The sequence below is a fragment of the Pseudomonas sp. C2B4 genome, assembly GCF_013359695.1.
In the GTDB taxonomy this organism is placed as follows: domain Bacteria; phylum Pseudomonadota; class Gammaproteobacteria; order Pseudomonadales; family Pseudomonadaceae; genus Aquipseudomonas.
Window position 1 is genome coordinate 1 of sequence record NZ_JABFMU010000090.1, and the last position, 18524, is coordinate 18524.

The following is an 18524-nucleotide window of genomic DNA, read 5'->3' on the forward strand; positions in this document are numbered from 1 at the left end:
CGAATGCGGTGTGTCATTCAGCCTATATGTTGACTGACACGCCGCCTTCGCGAGCAGGCTCGCTCCCACATCTGAATAAAGTGCATCGGCAAAAAATGCAGGTCCATTCCCCTCCATTCTGACAACAGTGTTTGTCCCGCCCGGCGCTGTTTACCCCCATCCCAAAGCCCTAGCATCGTCTCTACCGAATGAACCCGAACAAGCGGTTCACAAGGCCCAACCCCCAACGAGACGGTGACCCCCATGAACATCTCAAGAATCGCGATTGTCCTCGCGCTCAGTTGCCTGGGCGCACAGGCCTTCGCCGAAGAAAGCGCTGCCAAATTGCAGGCCGGCAAGACACCGGTGGAGACCTACACCTACGGTTCGAAACTGGACATCAAAAAGGTCATTGCCGTGACCGATGTGCCGAACGAATGCGGCCCGGTGCAGGCGCAAATGACTTACGAAGATTCCAAGGGACAACGCCACGTCCTGCAGTATCAAGTCATGGGCACTGGATGTTCGAACGGTTGAGCACGGCAGGGACGATGGAGGGTCGACACTCCATTGCATGCAGCGCTAGGCCTTCTGTTTTCTGCTTGAACCGGCAATTTTTTCATCGGTAGCCAGCAACCCGGGAAGGTAGTCCTTGAGAAACTCCACCCAGGTTTTTATTTTTGCATCCACGAATTTTCGGGATGGGTAGATCGCAAACAGATTCAACTCTTCAAAATGGTACTGCGGCAGTACCCGCACCAAAGTGCCCGCCTTGAGCCCGGCCACGGCAGAAGCCACAGGCTGGATGCCGATACCCATGCCAAGGTTGATGGCGACCGTCATCGCGTCGGCGGTGTTGACGTGAAACGGCGACTCCGGGGTGTCGACGGTCTCCATGCCTTCGGGGCCATCAAAGGCCCAGTGCTGGACCGGCATCACCGTGTTCACGATTCTCAGGCAATCATGTGCAGCCAGCGAGCCCGGTGTGTCGGGCGTTCCGCGTTTCTTCAGATAGGCGGGTGAGGCGCAGAGGATGCTGTAGGTGGTGCCGAGCCGCTGGGCGACAAATCCCGAGTCGGGCAGGTCCCGGGCCAGTACGATCGACATGTCATAGCCTTCCTCGAGCAGGTCGGGCAGCCGGTTGGTCAGGGTCAGATCGAACAGGACCGAGGGATGGGTTTCGCGGTATTTGGCGATGGCATCGATCACGTAGTGATTGCCGATGGCCGACATGGCGTGAATCTTCAAGCGGCCCACGGGATTGATCTGCGCTGTGCCTGCTTCCTGCTCCGCTTCACGCACCTCTTCCAGAATTTTCTCGCAGCGCTGCAAATAACGCGTGCCGGCCTCGGTCAAGGCCAGGCGCCGGGTCGTGCGGTTGATCAGGCGCGTCTGCAGCCGGGTCTCCAGGCTCGACACGGCTTTAGAAACGTTGGTGGTCGTGGTGTCCAGCAGCTGGGCCGCTGCGGTAAAGCTGCCGCTCTGGGCGACCGCCATGAAAAAACGCATGGTCTGGAAAACATCCATCGGTGTCACCTCGAGGGGGAAGCCGAAATTATAGGGGCTGGCCGGGACAATGATTCACCCGGCCAAAAAAGAGCGGCTGTGTGAAGCGCCGCTCCCGTGACCGGTGTCACTGCTTGCGGGGAATAAACCCGGGGACGCCGGTTTCAACCACCGAGTTGAAGCGAATCCGGGTGGTGATGTCGTGGCGGATTTCATGCATGGCCCGGTGGGGCAGGGTCGAAATGTCGCGGTTTTCCTGAATGTGGCTCGGGGTGGCCGAGGTGGTCAGGAACGCCACGCCGCGTTGCACCGCCCAGGCCAGGGCCACTTGTGCCGGCGTCTTCTGCAAGCGCTGGGCGATGCCGGTGATCACCGGTTCTTCCAGCACATTCGGCTCCATGCCATGCCCGAGGGGGGCAAAGGCCAGGACGATGATCCCGTGCTGCTGGCAAAACTCCAGCAGTTCCCATTCCGGCAGGTAGGGGTGGGACTCCACTTGCACCACGGCCGGTTTGATCCGCGCCACCGCCACGATCGCTTTCAACGCCTCCAGGGTGATGTCGGACAAACCGATGGATCGGCAGCGACCTTCATCCACCAGGGACTCAAGGGCGCGCCAGGTGTCGATCAGGGTGATGCCCGAGTCGTAGCGGACATGGCCGAACACATCCCTGGGGTCCTGATCGTCACCGGCTTCAAAGGCGAATGGCGTGTGGATCAGATAGCAGTCGATGTAGTCCACTTGAAGCCGTCGGCAACTGGCTTCAAAAGCTGGCAGTACTCGCTCGGGACGATGGTTGGTGTTCCACAGTTTGGTGGTGATGAACAGCTCTTCGCGCCGCGCCTTGCCGGCGTCCATGAACGCTTGCAGCGCCACGCCAACCTGTTCTTCATTGCGATAGCGCTCGGCGCAATCGAAATGACGAAACCCGGCTTCCAGTGCGTGGGTGATCGCCTGGGTGGTGACGCTCAGATCCTTGAACAGCGTGCCAAAACCCGCGGCGGGCATCGCTCCTGCACCGTTGTTCAGGGCAAAGGCGGTATCGCGAAGGTCATCGTGAAAGGCTTCATAGAACATGTCTTGACTCCACTCTCAGGGGGCCGCGACCGCGAGCGCGGAAGTGGCCTTTCATAAATGCGTTTGGTGTTCACCTAGGTACAGGCATTTACTTTTGTGGCGAGGGGATTCAGCGAAACGTCGCACCGCCCCGCTCGGCTGCGCAGCAGTCGTAAATCCAGGCAACTCGATTTTCCTGGACGAACTGCTGGGGGCCGCTGCGCGACCCAACGGGGATAAATCCCCTCGTCACAGGTTTGTTGTTCGTCTGAACGTTGTCCTGCGTCTATTGGTATGACGTTGTGCCTGTTTCGCGGCTGGCGACGCGCTGCTCAAACACACCCGCAGAATTCCCCCCCAGCGCCACAAACAACTGCACCGTGTCGAGGTACTGCGCCGTCTTCACCCGGATATGCCCCAGCAAGGCCTGCTCATAGGCACGCTCGGCCTCCAGCACCTGAAGGATGCTGTTCTCGCCCTGGGCATACGCTTGCTGGTTCAAGCGAAAGCTGGTTTCGGCGGCGCGCAATGCATCTTCCTGCGCACGGAATTGCTCGGCGTCATGGTTGATGGCCTGGAGCGTGTCGGCGACCTGGCCGAACGAGCTGATGACGGTCTGCTGGTAGCTGGCGAGCGTTGCGTTGTACCCCTCGACGGCGGCCTGGCGTTCAGCCTTGAGCGTGCCGCCATTGAAGATCGGCCCTGCAATCCCCGCCGCGAAACCCCACAGTGCCGCGCCGCCATTGCCGGAAGCGGCCTGGGCCAGCGACGCCGACAGCGTCACCTTCGGATAGAGATTGGCGGTCGCCACGCCCACGGCGGCGCTGGCGATATGCAGCTCGGCTTCGGCTTGCTGCACGTCCGGCCGGGAATGGGCCATCTCCGAAGGCAGGCTCACGGGGACGTTGGTCGGCAGGGTGAAGTCGGCCAGGTCGAACGACGGCGGGAGCCAGTCGGCCGGGCCTTTGCCCGTCAGGATCGACAGCGCATGACGCGCCGCATCACGCTGCTGGGCCAGCGGCGGCAACAGTGTGCGGTCCTGGGCCAGGCGCGTTTCGGCCAGCGACACATCGATCTGGGTGGTGCTGCCATTGAGATGCGCCGCGCGCACCAGCTCAAGGTTTTTGCGGTCGTTGGCCAGCAGTTTTTCCACGGCCTGCATTTGCGCGTTGGCCGAGGCCACCAGCAGCGCCTGGCTGGCCACATCGCTGGTCAGTTTCAGGTACGCCGCGTCGTAACGGCGTTTTTGCAGATCGGTGAACGCTTGCTGCGCTTCGACTTGCCGTTTGTTGCCACCGAACACATCCAGGTCGAAACCAACCCGTGGCCCGATCGCATAGACGTTGTTGGTCGCAGGCTCCTTGGTGTTGTGCACCCGTAGACGACCCGCCGTTGCGCCGAAGTCGACCTGCGGATACAGCGCACCCTCCGCCGCGGCCACGGAGGAGGACGCCTGGCGGATGGTGGCGTCGGCCGCCACCAGCTCAAGGTTGCCGTCGATGGCGCGGCGTATCACCTGGTCGAGCTTGGGCGAGCGCAAGGCCGACCACCATTGGCCGGTGATGTGCTTGCCAAATTCGATGCGCTGCTCGCCGTTCTGGCCAAGGCGTTGCTCGGCCTGCCGGTCATAGTGTTGCGAGGTGCTGTCAGTCGGGGCCTTGAAGTCCGGGCCGACGGTGCAGGCAGCGAGGAAAACAAACACGGACAGCACGCTGAGTTTGGCTGGGAATGGCGTTTGGAACGAATGACCGGATTTCATTTGGCACACTCCACAAGAACTAGTTGGTCGCAGGTTTGCGAAGAAAAACCACCAGCGGACTCACGACGAGCATGGCCACCAGCAAAATCTTGAACTGGTCGACCACAGCGATGAACGCGGCCTGGTGGGTGATCAGATGGTTAAGCCCTTCAAGCGCCGGCAAGGGCAGCGACGCCGTCCCGAAATGCGCGGCGGCGCGAAAGGGCGTCACATGGCTGGCCATCGCCAGGTGCATCGCCTGGGTGTTGTTGAAGAAATAGATCTGCACGATCGCCACGCCCAGGGTGCTGCCATACACACGCAACAGATTGAACAGGCCGGTGCCTTCCGGACGCAGCGCGGGGTCGAGGGTGCTGAACGCCACCTTGGCCAGCGCCGCCATCGACATGCCGATGCCGATCCCCTGGATCGCGCCGGCAATCGCCACGGGCGGCCAGTCCATCAGCGGCGAGTAGCCAAGCATCAGCCAGTTGGCATAGATCACCAACGCGACGCCGATGGCCGCGAACAGCCGGCGGTCGAAGCGCTCCGGCAGACGCACTGTCAACATGAACGCTGCAACCAGTCCCGCACCGCGTGGCAGGGTCAGGGCGCCCGTGGTGTCAGGCGGGTAGCCGAGAATTTCATCGAGCATCGGTGACGTCAGGGCCATGGTCGACAGCAGCACGAAACCGATGGCGAAAAAGATCAGCGTCGACAGTACGAAGTTGCGATCGGCGAGCAGGCGCTTGTTGAAGAAATGCACCTTTCTGGTCAGCACGTGCACGATGAACAGGTACAACCCCAGCCCACTGGCCAGCGCCTCGACCCAGATTTCGGGCGAGTCGAACCAGTCCATGCGCTCGCTGCGGTCGAGCAGCATTTGCAGGCTGATCATCGCCAGCGTGAAAGTGCCGAAGCCAAAGAAGTCGAAGGACGGCGCCTTCTCGGCTTTTTTCTCGGCCAGCAATAGCGCGACCACCAGGAAGATGTAGGCCGACAACGGCAGGCTGATGTAGAAAATCGGCCGCCAGTCGAAATGCTCGGCAATCCAGCCACCGATGCTCGGGCCCGTGGCGATGCCCAGCAGCACGATGGCCGTCCAGGTGGCGCCAAACTTCATGCGCTTCTCAGGGGCCAGCGTCTCCAGGGCAATCCCCATCGAAAGCGGTGCCAGCACGCCACTGGCAAGGCCCTGAATGACCCGTGCACCGATGAATTCCAGCGGCGTCGTTGAAGCCGTCCCGAGCAGCAGGCCGAGCACGAAAACGGCCAGCGCGGTCTGATACACCCGCTTCACGCCAAAGCGCGCGGCGAGCCACTGGGCAATCGGCATCGTGATGGCGCTGGCCGCCAGGTACGCGGTGAAAATCCACCCGGCCTGGTCGTCGGTCATCGACAGCGTGCCCTGGATCAGCCTGAGGACCGCATTGGGCAGTGGCAGGTTCGCTGATTGCATATAGGTCGCCAGCAGCACGGCGAATCTCAGTGAATTCGCAGCGCCAGCACTTGAGGTTCCCGTCGTGTGGGCGTTCATCATCCATTACCTGCGGTCAGTAACGACTTGAGCGGGCTCCACCACGGCGTGCGGTGGCCGGTATCAACTTTCACGGTGGCGCTGGTGCCCGAGAACAGCGGCAGGGCAGGGTCCGCGTCGTCCAGTTCGAGGCGAACCGGTACCCGTTGGACCACCTTGACCCAGTTGCCGGTGGCGTTTTCCGGAGGCAGCAGCGCGAAGTCCGAGCCAGCGCCGGGGCTCATGCTGGTGATGTGAGCCTTGAACACGCGATCGGGGTAAGTGTCGATGCTGATGGTCGCTTCCTGGCCCGGACGCATGTGCGTGACCTGGGTTTCGCGGAAGTTGGCCTCGATCCAGATCTCGTGATCGGAAATCAACGCAAAGGCTGGCGCGCCGCTGTTGAGGTAGTTGCCCACCTGCAAATCATCGACCTTGGCCACGATGCCGTCGGCCGGTGCATAGACCGTGGCATAGGACAGGTGCAGTTGCGCTTCGTCGAGCTGCGCCCGGGCCTCACGCACGGTCGGGTGGTGGTCGATGTCGATGTTCGGGTTGCCGTTCAACGCGACGACGGTGCTGGCGATCTGTTGTTCGATGGACGCTATGCGTTGCCGCGAGATCTTGAGGTCGGTTTCGGCGCGCTCGTAAATGGCGCGGGATACGAACTCGGTCGCCACCAGCGCTTTCTTGCGGGCAAATTCCTTCTGGTCGAAGTCCGCCGACTCCTTGGCCGATTGCAGTTCGGCCTGTTGCTGGCGATAGCTGGCCTTGAGTCCATCGATGCGCAGCCGCGCCACACTCAATTGCGCGTCGGCGCGGTCGATGGCGATCTGCAACGGCTTGGGGTCGATGCGAAACAGCACATCACCCTTGTGCACCGACTGATTGTCCTGGACGGCGATGTCCACGACCTGGCCGGCAATTCGCGTATTGATCGAAGCCTTGGCCACCCGGGCGTAGGCGTTGTCGGTGGTGACGAAGGGTTCGCCCGCCACGTATTTGGCATAGCCGATGACAGCGAACAGGGCAGGCACGCCGACCATCAGCCAGGGGCGCAGGGTTTCCTTGAGCGGCTTCTTGATCCGCGCCGGGTGTTCGAACGTCTGCGAAGCCGGGATATCGAACTGCTGAGTCATGAGTGCACCTCAAACCGAATAATTGCCGTGAGAAAGCCAACTCGCGTGCGGTGGGGAGGGTTGCTCCGCCGCACCTGTTTCGTCGCCGCAATACCCGGTTCGAGCTTCGCTTCAACAAACGTGAAAGACAGGAACTTCTGGTTCCTTAATTTTGTGCGATGATGTAAGAATATCCCTGCACCCACCTTCCTTCAAGGATTTTGTACGACATGGCACAAAATAAAACGACAGAAGGCAAAGGCCGTGGCCGGCCCCGCGCCTACGATCCGCAAACCGCACTGCGCCAGGCGCTGGACGTGTTCTGGAGCACCGGCTATTCCGGCGCCTCCCTGGACAGCATCGCCACGGCGGCGGGCATGAACCGCCCCAGCCTCTATGCGGCGTTCGGTGATAAACATGCGCTGTATATCAAGGCGCTCGAGCAGTACTGGGACATCGCCTCCGCCGACATGCAGGCCGCGCTGACGGACAGCGCCTTGCCCTTGCGCGAGGCGCTGATGCGTTTCTACGAGGGGCAGTTGTCGATTTACTTCTCGGGCGAAGGCCAGCCGCGCGGCTGCTTTGCCATCGGCACGGCGACCACCGAGTCGGTCGAAGACCCTGAAATTCGCGCGGTGTTGTCCGACCGCCTCAGCCGGCTCGATGCCGATCTGGAGGTGCGACTGCGAAAGGCCATTGAATCCGGCGAACTGAACGGCGATGTCGACGTGGCGTCTCTGGCCGTGCTCGCCTCATCGCTGCTGCACAGCATTTCGATCCGCGCGCGGGCGGGCAAATCCCGCGAGGAACTGACCGGGCTGGCGCGCCATGCCGTCAATGTGATCTGCGGTGGGTGAGGCCCAGGTGAGTGAACGACTCGAAGACATCCTGGCCGAACGGCTGGCGGTGATTTTCTGCGGCATCAATCCGGGCGTGATGGCCGCTGCCCAGGGGCATCATTTTGCGGGGCGGGGCAACCGCTTCTGGCGCACTTTGCACCTGGCCGGATTCACCCCCCATGAAGTCAGCCCGGAAAACGACCGGACGATTTTGCACTATCAATGTGGCTTGACCGCCGTGGTCGAACGCCCGACGGCGCGGGCCGATCAGTTGTCGCGGCAGGAGTTCATCGCGGCAGCGGTGGATTTTGAACACAAGATCGCCCGTTATGCGCCACGTTGCGTGGCGTTTCTCGGCAAGGCGGCGTATTCGGCGCTGTCAGGGCAGCGCGAGGTGGCGTGGGGGCTTCAGGCACAGACCTTCGGCCAGGCTGCCGTGTGGGTCTTGCCCAATCCGAGCGGGCGAAATCGCGCGTTCAGCCTTGAGCAACTGGTGGACGCTTATCGCTCACTCAGGCAGGCAGCCCTCGATCCGGCTCAGTAGTTCATGCCGTCGTCGATGGCGATGCCTTGCGCACGCATGGCCTTGATCAGCTCGGCACGGGTGCCCGGCAGGTTGAGCATGGTTTTGGCGCGCAGTGCCGCGACTTCTTCGGCGCTGTAAGGCTGGTAATCGGCCGGCCTGCTCTTGCCTGCCATGCCGTCTTCGCGCATCAACCAGTTGAGCAAGTCCGCCAATTGCGCATTGTTCAGCGCGGACTGCGACATGCCCGGCACCCGTACCAGGAATTCGCGCCCGCCAGGGACTTTCAGGAAGTTGCCGACAAAGTCTTTCATTCGCGGCGTGTCGTTGGCCGCCGAACCCATGCCGTCGCCCAAATGGCAGCCGGCGCATTGCAGCTGGTAGTTCACACCGACGCTGTAGCCCGCATCGCTGATGGCTTTTTGCGGGGCTTCGTTGCCCGGTGCGTGCTGCTGGTTGGGGTTGGGGATGGCTCGGGCGTGGACGAGTGGAGTGGTCATGAGGCAGACAAGACCAAGAAACAGCAACCTGCGCATAAAAAAACCTCTGCTGGCGATTTTTGTGTAGGAGCGAGCCCTGCTCGCGATGGACGTCAACGATGACGCGCCCTGCCTGAATGAACGCGTTGTCCATGCGTCCATCGCGAGCAGGGCTCGCTCCTACAGAAAAGAAAAAACGCCGATTGCGTGAACAACCGGCGGTAGAACGGGTGTTAAACCGCCACGCCGCGAATGATCGACACGGTGCAGTGGTAGATGTGGGATTTGGCGGCCAGGCACCAGTTCACGTCGTTGTTGTTGAACGGGCGGTAGGCCGGTTCTTCACTGTCGTTACGGGTGCAGGCGCACTGGGCGCAGCTTTGCTTACCGCAGCAGTCGTTGTACGAAATGATGTAGTCCTTGCCGTCGGCCGGGTTGCGGCAGGTGCCGATCCAGGTGACTTGCGAGGCCTCGGTACCCGGTGGGCAGGAGGTCACCGAACCGCCGCAGCAGCTGCACAGAAAACCGTCGATGGAGCAGTAGCGCCAGTAGTCGCAACTGTTCGGATCACCCGGGTCGCCGGCTTTCGGGTCAGTGGCGGCCAGGGCCTTGCTGGTACGGTCCAGCGGCAGCAGCACGGGAAGAGCGGCACCGGCCACGATCAGCGAGCCCATGCGTGCCAGCAGTTTGCGGCGCGAAGTAGTGTCGGCGACACGGCGCGAGGAGCGCTCGAACAACAGATCCAGCAGTTTCATGTAGGTCTCCCTGCCTTATCAGTGGCTATGGCCGTGGCTGTGGTCATGATTGTGAGGGTTATGCTCTTGCGGCTGAGCATTGAGGTACTGCTGCAACGTGGCGTGCTTCAAGTGCTCGACTTCGAACAGGCTGTCCAGGTGCTCACGGGAATTGACCAGGCCCTTGGCGCGCAGGGTGCCGGACTTGTCGATCAGGGCGGCGTAAGGCAGCTTGCCGATCTGGTAGGTCATGCCCACTTCCGGACCAACCACGTAGGTGGCGTCTTCCAGTTTGTGTTCGCGGATCAGCGCTTGCTGGGCGTCCATGTCGCCGTCGCTGACGAACACCACGTCCAGCGTGCTGGCCTGTTCCTTGGCGATGGATTTGATCGCCGGCAGCAGCGACTTGCAGATCGGGCAGGTCGGCGAGAGGAAGAACAGCAGTTGCGATTTCTCGCCGGCATAGCCGAAGTTCACCGGGCGACCATGACGGTCGGCAGCGGTCACTTGCGGTGCGGCTTCGTTGACAGCCACGCCTTTGTCCATCATCAATGCGCCGGCCGGAGCCAGACGACCGTGCAGCACGCCAATCTGGCGCACCAGGCCCATGACGACGAACGCCACGGCCACCAGCAATACCCAGAGCAGAACATTGGAAACTATCAAGCCTTCCATTTTGATTACCTACCAATCAATTTGAGCAGAAGAGGGGAGTTCGCCGCCAGGCCATCGGCCGCGGCGTAGATGAGCAGCGCGACAGCGGCGGAGGCCAGGGTCACGAAGGCATCGAGCGCAGTCATGTCGCGGGCAACAGGTGCCAGGCTTGCCAGCAGCGCCAGCGCCACCAGCACGCTGTTGCGCAGCAGCAGGACCGGGCGCAGCGGTTGCGCCTGGTCGGGGCCGGCACAGCCACAGTCGATGTCGCGACGACCGCGCCACAAGTTGATGCCGATGGCAGCGGCGTACAGTGCCAACAGGCCCGCCGCGCTCAACGCTGCCCAGTGCCGGCTGACCGGCACCAGCAAGGCGAAGGCGATGGCCAGTTCCAGCAGCGGAATCAGTCGGGCGACCGGACGCACCAGTGCCTCGGGCAGCAACTGATAGTCGCCAAGCTGTTTGCGAAAGCGCGCCGGTGCCCGGACCTTGTGGGTCGCGGCACTGGCCAGCAGCACCGCAATGGCGATGGCGCTGGCTATGATGAAGATCGGATCTGGTTGCATGGCCGAATCTCGGTTAGTAGCTCATGACTTGAGTCGCGGTTTTCGCGACCTTGGCCATGCTGCCGGTGTGCTTGTTGGTCTTGAGGTCGAAGATCTGCAAGCCGCCTTCAACGTCGGTGCCCAACAGCAAGGGTTTGTCATCGCCGGTGGCCTGCATGCTCCAGATCGGAGCGCTCGGGGTTTCCAGGGTGGCGATTTTCTTCTGGGTCTTGAGGTCGAAGGCCCAGATCAAGTTGCTCGGGTCTTCCCACTTCATCGGTTCGTGGGCGTCATGCATCAGCACGTACAGGCGGTTCAGCTTCGGCGCGACCGCCATCAGCTGCCAGCCGCCCGGCGCCCAGCCGGCCTTCTTCTCTTCGTCGGTGACCAGCGACCAGCTCGGCAGGATCTTCGGCGCGTCGCCGCTGAAATCCACACCGCGCACGGTGCCGGTGGTGGTGGTGAAGTAGTAGGTGTCGCCGACGTTGACCGCACGCTCCACCAGTTTTTCCGCGTTCGGATCAAAGAACGGCGTGCGGCTGCGCGCGGTTTCCTTGCCCTCGTCGTTGATCGTTACCACTTGCAGGCTGCCGTCGCCGCACAGCGAGGCGAACTTGCGCTTGCCGATCGGGTAGTTGAGCACGCAACCGGGAATCGCGATTTCCGTGGCCACGGCTTTGCTCTGGGTATCGACCACGGTTACCGACGTCGACGGGGTGAAGTTGTAGACGTAGACGAAACGGTCATCGCCGCTGGTCTTGAGGCCGTAGCGCTGGGTCAGCGACTCGGCGCGCTTGTTTGGAATCAGCACTTCCCAGGCCGGCGACAGGGTCGAGGTGTCCCAGGCGGTCAGCACGTCGGTGCGGGTGCCACGGGTGCCACGGGAGTACCAGATGTCGGCGCTGTAGATCAGCTTGCCGTCATGGCTCAGGGCCGAAGGCGCGGCAAAACCGGTCGGCACCATGCCCAGCACGCGTTTCTGGTCGGGATCGACCACGGTGACACGACCGGCGACAAAGCTTTCGAACTCGACATCGACGACAAACGCCCGGTGCGGTTCAGCGGGGAATGCCAAGGTGGTCTGGCCGATGCCGGTGTCGGCGGGCAGATCCGCGTGGGCACTGTTCAAACCGAGTACAAGCAGGCTCAGGCCTAGCGCTGACTGTACGGAGATCCTGTTTGTTCGCATAAGGGGAACTTCCTGAATTGTTGGTAACGCGGATCGCGGGTGAGTGGGCAGATTCTGACCAGTGAATAGTGCCTCGCCCGGCATTCGGGAGAATTGCTGTGCCTGCCAAGTGTTTGTGTGTCTGTGCCAGTGTCATTAAATCCGTGCCAAACCCTGTTATCGCGGGCATGGCGCGGCACTTTTGGCGGGTAACGACATCTGCGTGGGCTGGGGGAGGGTGCTGCGAGATGTGTTGAGGTTGTGCTGCGTGCAGGACGCGTCCTACGTGATCTCAGGACGCGTCCTATTTACTGAAGGTGTCGGCGATTCCAGTGTGGCGTGATCCGTCACTGAATCGTTTCAAAGGATGAAATTCAAGGCATGCTGGACGCAAACGCAACGCATATTTCCTTCTTGCTGGAGGGGCTGTCCGTTGACCTCCAGGTACTGGGTTTTGTGGGCCGTGAAGCCCTCAATCAGCCGTTCTGTTTCGACATCGAACTGGTCAGTCCGCGAGCCGATCTGGCGCTGGAGTCGCTACTGCACACGCCCGGCTGCCTGACCTTTGGCGCGACGGGCCAGGGCATTGTCCATGGCCTGGTCTATCGCATCGAGCAAGGCGAATCCGGTAAAGACCTGACCCGCTACACCCTCAGCCTGGTGCCGCAACTGGCCTACCTGCGACATAACCATGGCCAGCGGATGTTCCAGCATTTGACCGTGCCGAAAATCATCGCCCAGGTGCTCGAGGCGCGGGGCATCCTGGCCAACGCCTACCGTTTCCAGCTTGGCGCCACCTACCCGGCACGCGACTACTGCGTGCAGTACGACGAGTCCGACCTGCATTTCATCCAGCGCCTGTGCGAGGAGGAGGGCATTCACTTCCACTTCCAGCACAGTGCCAGCGGTCACCAACTGGTCTTTGGCGACGACCAGACGTTTTTTCGCAAACTCGCGCCCGTGACCTATCGGCAAAACGCCGGCATGGCCGCCGAAACCCCGGTGATCAATCACTTCACCCTGCGTCTGGAAACCCGCACCACCCGCGTCAGCCGCCGCGACTACGATTTCGAAAAGCCGCATGTCCTGCTCGAAAGCGCCGTCAAAAGCGCGTTCACGCCTGATCTCGAAGACTACGATTACCCTGGCCGTTTCACTCACCGTGATCGCGGCAAACACCTGGCCAAGCGCGCCCTCGAACGTCACCGCAGCGACTACCGACTCGCCGAAGGCAAAGGCAACGAGCCAACGTTGGCCAGCGGCCATTTCCTGACCCTGAGCGAGCACCCACGCGCCGAGTGGAATGACCTGTGGTTGTTGCTGGAAGTGGTTCACGAAGGCAAACAGCCCCAGGTGCTCGGCGCGCACATCAGCAGCGATGTCAGCCACGGCAAGGACGACTTTCACCAGGGCTACCGCAATCGCTTCCTCGCCACCCCATGGGACGCCCATTACCGCCCGGCCCTGGAGCACCCGAAACCCAAGGTGCTGGGGAGCCAGACAGCCTTCGTCACCGGGCCACCGGGCGAAGAAATCCATTGCGACGAATACGGTCGCGTCAAAGTCCAGTTCCACTGGGACCGCGAAGGCCAGGCCGACGACAAGACCAGTTGCTGGCTGCGCGTCGCCACCGGCTGGGCCGGCAATGCCTACGGCGGCATCGCCATTCCACGGGTCGGCATGGAAGTGCTCGTCACTTTCCTGGAAGGCGATCCCGACCAACCGTTGATCACCGGCTGCCTGTACCACAAGGAAAACGTCGTCCCCTACGACCTGCCGGCGAACAAGACCCGCAGCACCTTCAAGACCCTCAGCTCACCGGGCGGCAAGGGCTACAACGAGTTTCGCATCGAAGACAAAAAAGGCGCGGAGCAGATCTACCTGCACGCCCAGCGTGACTGGGATGAAAACATCGAGCGCGACCAGAAGATCCGCATTGGCAACGAGCGGCATGACACGGTCGAAGACCATGCTTTCAGCGAGTTCAAGGCGGAAGAACACCGAACTACCCACCTCGATCGAAAGACCGAAGCGCGGGCGAGTGATCATCTGTCGGTGGGGGATACGCGGCATGTGAAGGTGGGGACGGCACAGTTCGTCGAGGCGGGGCAGGAGATTCACTACCACGCGGGTGAAAAGGTGGTGGTGGAGGCGGGCATGGAACTGACGGCCAAGGCGGGCGGGAGCTTCGTCAAGGTGGATGCGGGCGGGGTGACCGTCAGCGGGGCGGAGATGAAGCTCAATTCCGGGGGCGCGCCTGGGGTTGGCACGGGTATTCAGATATTGGGGCCACTGATTCCGGGGGCGGCTGCCGCAGCGATGGCGGGGCGGCTGTTGAGTGGGGCGCCGGTGGGGGAACTCCCTGCCAGCCTCGACTTGGACGTGCCTGTGGAGGAAGAGCTTGAAGAGGAGGAAGAGGAGGTCGAGTTGGAAGAGATTACCTTGCGGATTGGGGTGTTTTTTGATGGGACGGGTAATAACCGCAATAACAGCGAGCGGGTTTATGGGTGTTTTGCTCGGGACGTGGAGCTGGAAGATTTGGCGGAGGATATTCGTCAGTTTTGTGCGTCGCATGGTTATGACGGGAAGGGGAGTTCCCCGGATAACAGCTTCGGGAACGACATTAGCAACGTGGCCAGGTTGCATGACCTTTATGTAACCCAGGCGAATGACGCACTACCCACTGATGCCAAAATGGCGAGCCTGCGAATTTACGTAGACGGTATCGGCACCAGCAGCACCGCACCAGACTCTGTTTTTTCACAAGGCACAGGCATAGGAGTACAAGGCGTTCGTGCTCGAGTTGAAGAAACACCAGGGTTGCTTCTTGAGGTGGTCCGGCCCTTTCAAGAGAACAATCCTGATACACGGGTGGCAAAGATAGAGTTCGATATTTTCGGATTCAGTCGTGGTGCCGCAGCCGCGCGGGACTTTGCCAATGAAGTGCTTAAGGGCGAAGAAAATATTCTTGCCAAGGTACTACCTGCGGGCTCTCAATTATTAGCAGATAGTTTTAAGTGGCAAGCTCAGAGAGATGTCTCGATTAACTTTATTGGCCTTTACGACACAGTCGCATCCATTGCTAATCCGTTGGTATGGGACTGGAATGGTAATAACGCTTACAATCCAGGAATCAATATTTATCTCGCGCCCGACGTGGCTAGGAAAGTCGTGCAATTGGTTGCTCGAAATGAGCGCCGTTATAATTTTTCCCTTAACAGCGCCGGGGCGGCCGATATTGTCGTGCCAGGGGTGCATTCAGACCTCGGTGGCGGCTATTTACCTAAATCAGTGGAGCGCATTCTGCTCACTAAACCACACAGAAGCGAGGTTGATGAAAGAGCGGACTTTACTGAGGCCGGCAGTTATAAAATTGCCCAGCTGGAATTAAGTCGGCTTCAAGATCAACTCTTTGAGTATGGTCTCGCGTTGGAGGTCCGAACTTGGGAAGTACCATTTCGCAGCACTGAAAAGAATAATCGCAGAAATATGAAGCACGTGTATGCCGCGGTCAGCAGTCAGCGCGTCGTTCGCGGCGAATTGTCGTTGATCTACTTTCGAATTATGCGAGAACTGGCCGTGGAAAATGGAGTGCCGTTCGGCGAGATTGACGAAAGTGAACAGCGACTTGCGTTACCAGTGGAACTCATCCCCATCTCTGAAAAAATGATGGCATACGCTCAGCGAAAAAGAAAAATCATAGGGCTGACTGCGCGGGAGGAAGAGTTGTTGTTCCAACATTACGTTCATATATCCGACAACTGGAATGCGGCGAAAAACCTAAGTAACAGTGACCTAGATATAGTTTTCATTAATCGGCCCGACAAAAACTCTGTGCGCACGGTGCATCCAAATGAGTAATTTTCTACGTATCGCTGTTGCTGCTTTTTTGTTAAGCGGTTGCACATTTGCCAGCAGCAAATCAATGCCTTACAAGTCTTGGTACCTAGGATTTTCGGCCCCTGCCTATATGGAAGTCTGGATCGAAACGGCGGATGTCATCGATATTCAGGGGCAGGTGTATCGACGTGCGATGAGCGGCGTTGCTTCAATCCTTACGCCCCCGAACAACTCTGGTGATCCGAAAGGTTGGCCGAAAAGAGCTGTCATCGGCGGCGGAAAACATGTGACAGGCGCAGATTTACCCAAAAAAATCTATGTTCGCTGGCAGTCACTGGTTGAGCCACAAACGTACAAGATGGTCATCGATATTCCCGAGGAAACTCGCGAAATCATGCGTAAAGGCGAAAAAGTTTTCTGTGCAGCCGACGGAAAATGGATCACCGGATATCGTCAATCAATCGCGATAAGACTGGTTCCCGGAGGTATCGCCAAAGTCTGGGTAGCGGGTCCCTGCATGACACCGATTGAAGTGACTACGGTGAAAGCAGTGATTGATCCGCGTGGTCCATATGAGGGGACGTCTGGAGGTCGTCACCGCCCGCTTTCGCCAGTATCAAAAGCCTATGTCGAGAAGTTTGGCGTGCCATATGACTCTTGGAAATAACACATCAAATGAGCAATTTTCTAAGTATTGCTATTGCCGTTTTAATGCTCAGTGGTTGCGCACTCGCCAGCAGTAAATCAATGCCTTACAAATCCTGGTACCTAGGTTTTTCGGCCCCGGACTACATGGAGGTTTGGATCGAGTCGGCTGATGTGGTTGATATTCAGGAACGAATATTTCCACGTGCGGTGAGTGGTGTGGCGTCAATCCTTAGGCCGCCGAATAACTCCGGTGATCCGCGAGGTTGGCCGAAAAGAGCTGGTATCGGCGGCGGTAAGTATGTGACAGGCGCGGATTTGCCCAAACATATTTACGTCCGCTGGCAATCGCTGGTCGAACCGCAAACTTACCAGATGGTAATAAATATACCCGAGGCAACTCGGGAGATCATGCGTAAAGAGGAAAAGGTTTTTTGCGCTTTCGATGGTAAGTGGATAACAGATTATCGTGAGGCAATTTCCATAAGGCTTGTCCCTGGTGGCATTGCAAGAGTTTGGGTGGCCGGCCCTTGTCTGACACCCATCGAAGTAACTACGGTGAAAGCCGTTATTGATCCGCGTGGTTCATATGAGGGGACATCTGGAGGTCGCCATCGCCCGCTTTCGCCAGTCTCAAAAGCCTACGTCGAGAAGTTTGGTGTGCCGTATGACTCCTGGTAAGTAAGGGACCTTCCGCCCTCATTGATCCGTAACACACAACTCCCCAGTAGCCCGAATCAGCGCCTGGCCATGCAGGGCATCCTTGATCAGTCCGGAACGCTGTTCCGCCAGCCAGTTCGGGCAGTCCGGGTCGACGCGGTAGGGCATGAAGTCGGCGTATTGCTGCAACAGGCGGGTTTGGAGTTCGTCCAGTTTGGGTCGCAGTTGGTTGAGGTTCGGTCGGGGCACGTCGGGTGCCTTGTGCGCCGCTTGCCATTGTGCGATCAGGCCGTATTGCACCAGTTTGTTGGCTTCGATCTGCGCGGCGACCAGTTCGGCGGCTTCATCGGGGTCCAGCTTGCGTTCGGCGGCCTGCTTTCTGGCGTTGGTGATGACCAGCGCTTCCCGGGCGGTATCCTGGATCGGTTTGCCACTGTCCCACTTGGTCAGCGCCACTTGATCAGCCAGGTTCAGGCGCTCGTTGATGGTCGCCAGCAACGGTTGCAAGGTCTCGGGTGCCGGGGAGGGCGCGGCGGCGTGGGCGGTGCTGGCGAGCAGCAGGGACAGGGCGCAGGTCAGCAGTGGCGACAAATGTGGACGGTGGAGCATAGGCAAACCTCTTGGGCACGGGATGCACGTCAGGCTCTGTGTAACACAGCTGAGCCAGATGAACGATAGTTCAACGGACTCTTTTGCACAGGACTGACGCGGATCAAGGTTGCAGCATCGAGCCGGCGGCTCATTCGGCGGCGAGCAAACGCTCGATCTGCGCCAGTTCCCAGGTGCTGAGCAAACTCACCGGGTCGGTGCCGAAGCGCTGCCCGCCGTCGAACACCCGGCCCTCCGGACTCAGGCCATGCAGGCAGTGGCGAAGGTCAGTACCCTCAACCTCCAGCGTTAAACGCCAGCCTTCGATGTCGACCAGCACGGCGGCGGATTCGGAGTGTTCGGCGAGGCGTTTGAGCGGGCGCAGGCCCAGGGCGGCGTCGCGCAGTGTCTGGTAAACCTCGCGTGCGGTCAGGCGTGGCACAGGTGTCTCCGGTGAATGGGCGGGGCGCACAGGATAGTCGATGGGCGGATGATGTTGAGCATGAAAAAACCCGGCTGATCAGGCCGGGTTTTTGTGTGGAGCGGTGGGCGATTTGTTCAGGCGACGCTGTTGCCTTGCAAACGGTCGGAACCATCGGCTGCTACGGTGTTGCCTTGCAAACGGTCGGAACCATCGGCGGCTACGGTGTTGCCTTGCAGACGGTCGGAACCATCAGCGGCAACGGTGTTGCCTTGCAAACGGTCGGAACCATCGGCGGCTACGGTGTTGCCTTGCAGACGGTCGGAACCATCGGCGGCAACGGTGTTGCCTTGCAGACGGTCGGAGCCATCAGCGGCAACGGTGTTGCCTTGCAGACGGTCCGAACCATCGGCCGCTACAGCGCGTTTTTCCAGCAGGCGATCAGCGCCCCCTTCAGCCACACGATTCTGGATCAGACGATCCGAACCCCCTTCAGCCACACGGCTTTCGATCA

The 18524-nt window shown here is 60.2% G+C and carries 19 protein-coding genes; 6 read left to right on the top strand and 13 right to left on the bottom strand.

Annotated elements, in window-relative coordinates:
* The first annotated feature begins 243 nt into the window (after positions 1-243).
* The gene (locus HNQ83_RS29575) at positions 244-516 is read left to right on the top strand and encodes a DUF2790 domain-containing protein (RefSeq protein WP_175392380.1); all 273 of its coding nucleotides are present in this window, start codon (positions 244-246) and stop codon (positions 514-516) included.
* A gap of 45 nt (positions 517-561) precedes the next feature.
* Here the strand turns inward: HNQ83_RS29575 and HNQ83_RS29580 are convergent, their stop codons facing one another.
* The 5 genes from HNQ83_RS29580 to HNQ83_RS29600 all read right to left on the bottom strand — a co-directional run bounded on the left by HNQ83_RS29580 (position 562) and on the right by HNQ83_RS29600 (position 6935).
* Positions 562-1506: a LysR family transcriptional regulator gene (locus HNQ83_RS29580; protein WP_175392381.1), complete on the bottom strand. Its 945-nt coding sequence runs from the start codon at positions 1504-1506 to the stop codon at positions 562-564.
* 106 nt (positions 1507-1612) lie between these two features.
* Positions 1613-2563 carry an aldo/keto reductase gene (locus HNQ83_RS29585; RefSeq protein ID WP_175392382.1) on the bottom strand — a complete coding sequence of 317 codons (951 nt, stop codon included), beginning with the start codon at positions 2561-2563 and terminating at the stop codon, positions 1613-1615.
* A 265-nt stretch (positions 2564-2828) separates the two neighbouring features.
* Entirely contained in the window at positions 2829-4301 is a 1473-nt protein-coding gene (locus HNQ83_RS29590) for an efflux transporter outer membrane subunit (protein ID WP_175392383.1), read from the bottom strand.
* A 19-nt stretch (positions 4302-4320) separates the two neighbouring features.
* The gene (locus tag HNQ83_RS29595) at positions 4321-5817 is read right to left on the bottom strand and encodes a DHA2 family efflux MFS transporter permease subunit (RefSeq protein WP_175392396.1); all 1497 of its coding nucleotides are present in this window, start codon (positions 5815-5817) and stop codon (positions 4321-4323) included.
* Positions 5817-6935, bottom strand: a complete 1119-nt coding sequence (locus tag HNQ83_RS29600) for an HlyD family secretion protein (protein ID WP_175392384.1) — start codon at positions 6933-6935, stop codon at positions 5817-5819. Before HNQ83_RS29600 ends, HNQ83_RS29595 begins: the two co-directional genes overlap by 1 nt.
* Positions 6936-7144: 209 nt before the next feature.
* Here HNQ83_RS29600 and HNQ83_RS29605 point away from each other — a divergent pair, with 209 nt between their 5' ends.
* Positions 7145-7771: a TetR/AcrR family transcriptional regulator gene (locus tag HNQ83_RS29605; RefSeq protein WP_175392385.1), complete on the top strand. Its 627-nt coding sequence runs from the start codon at positions 7145-7147 to the stop codon at positions 7769-7771.
* Between the two features lie 7 nt (positions 7772-7778).
* Positions 7779-8297, top strand: coding sequence for a G/U mismatch-specific DNA glycosylase (gene mug / locus HNQ83_RS29610; RefSeq protein ID WP_175392386.1), 519 nt, complete (start codon positions 7779-7781; stop codon positions 8295-8297).
* Here mug and HNQ83_RS29615 read toward each other — a convergent pair.
* From HNQ83_RS29615 to HNQ83_RS29635, 5 genes are all read right to left on the bottom strand, one after another.
* A complete protein-coding gene (locus HNQ83_RS29615) occupies positions 8291-8812 on the bottom strand; it encodes a cytochrome C (RefSeq protein ID WP_175392387.1) in 522 nt (173 codons plus the stop codon). The genes mug and HNQ83_RS29615 overlap by 7 nt on opposite strands.
* Before the next feature lie 176 nt (positions 8813-8988).
* The gene (locus tag HNQ83_RS29620; protein ID WP_008062110.1) at positions 8989-9510 is read right to left on the bottom strand and encodes a methylamine dehydrogenase light chain; all 522 of its coding nucleotides are present in this window, start codon (positions 9508-9510) and stop codon (positions 8989-8991) included.
* Positions 9511-9528: 18 nt separating this feature from the next.
* Positions 9529-10164, bottom strand: a complete 636-nt coding sequence (gene mauD, locus HNQ83_RS29625; RefSeq protein ID WP_150771420.1) for a methylamine dehydrogenase accessory protein MauD — start codon at positions 10162-10164, stop codon at positions 9529-9531.
* A 5-nt stretch (positions 10165-10169) separates the two neighbouring features.
* Positions 10170-10709 (bottom strand): MauE/DoxX family redox-associated membrane protein, encoded by a 540-nt coding sequence (locus tag HNQ83_RS29630; RefSeq protein WP_175392388.1) that lies wholly within the window; start codon positions 10707-10709, stop codon positions 10170-10172.
* 13 nt (positions 10710-10722) lie between these two features.
* On the bottom strand, positions 10723-11877 hold the full coding sequence (locus HNQ83_RS29635; RefSeq protein WP_175392389.1) for an amine dehydrogenase large subunit: 1155 nt from the start codon (positions 11875-11877) through the stop codon (positions 10723-10725).
* Between the two features lie 360 nt (positions 11878-12237).
* Here HNQ83_RS29635 and tssI point away from each other — a divergent pair, with 360 nt between their 5' ends.
* From tssI to HNQ83_RS29650, 3 genes are read left to right on the top strand one after another with little or no spacing between them, the layout of a single operon-like run.
* Positions 12238-15717 (top strand): type VI secretion system tip protein TssI/VgrG, encoded by a 3480-nt coding sequence (gene tssI, locus HNQ83_RS29640; RefSeq protein ID WP_175392390.1) that lies wholly within the window; start codon positions 12238-12240, stop codon positions 15715-15717.
* Positions 15710-16363 (top strand): DUF2931 family protein, encoded by a 654-nt coding sequence (locus tag HNQ83_RS29645; protein WP_175392391.1) that lies wholly within the window; start codon positions 15710-15712, stop codon positions 16361-16363. Before tssI ends, HNQ83_RS29645 begins: the two co-directional genes overlap by 8 nt.
* A gap of 8 nt (positions 16364-16371) precedes the next feature.
* Positions 16372-17022 carry a DUF2931 family protein gene (locus HNQ83_RS29650; protein ID WP_175392392.1) on the top strand — a complete coding sequence of 217 codons (651 nt, stop codon included), beginning with the start codon at positions 16372-16374 and terminating at the stop codon, positions 17020-17022.
* Between the two features lie 18 nt (positions 17023-17040).
* Here HNQ83_RS29650 and HNQ83_RS29655 read toward each other — a convergent pair whose 3' ends face one another.
* The 3 genes from HNQ83_RS29655 to HNQ83_RS29665 all read right to left on the bottom strand — a co-directional run bounded on the left by HNQ83_RS29655 (position 17041) and on the right by HNQ83_RS29665 (position 18522).
* Positions 17041-17610 carry a chorismate mutase gene (locus HNQ83_RS29655; RefSeq protein WP_175392393.1) on the bottom strand — a complete coding sequence of 190 codons (570 nt, stop codon included), beginning with the start codon at positions 17608-17610 and terminating at the stop codon, positions 17041-17043.
* Between the two features lie 130 nt (positions 17611-17740).
* Positions 17741-18031: a hypothetical protein gene (locus tag HNQ83_RS29660; RefSeq protein WP_175392394.1), complete on the bottom strand. Its 291-nt coding sequence runs from the start codon at positions 18029-18031 to the stop codon at positions 17741-17743.
* 116 nt (positions 18032-18147) lie between these two features.
* Positions 18148-18522: a hypothetical protein gene (locus HNQ83_RS29665; protein ID WP_372241941.1), complete on the bottom strand. Its 375-nt coding sequence runs from the start codon at positions 18520-18522 to the stop codon at positions 18148-18150.
* Positions 18523-18524 lie beyond the last annotated feature (2 nt).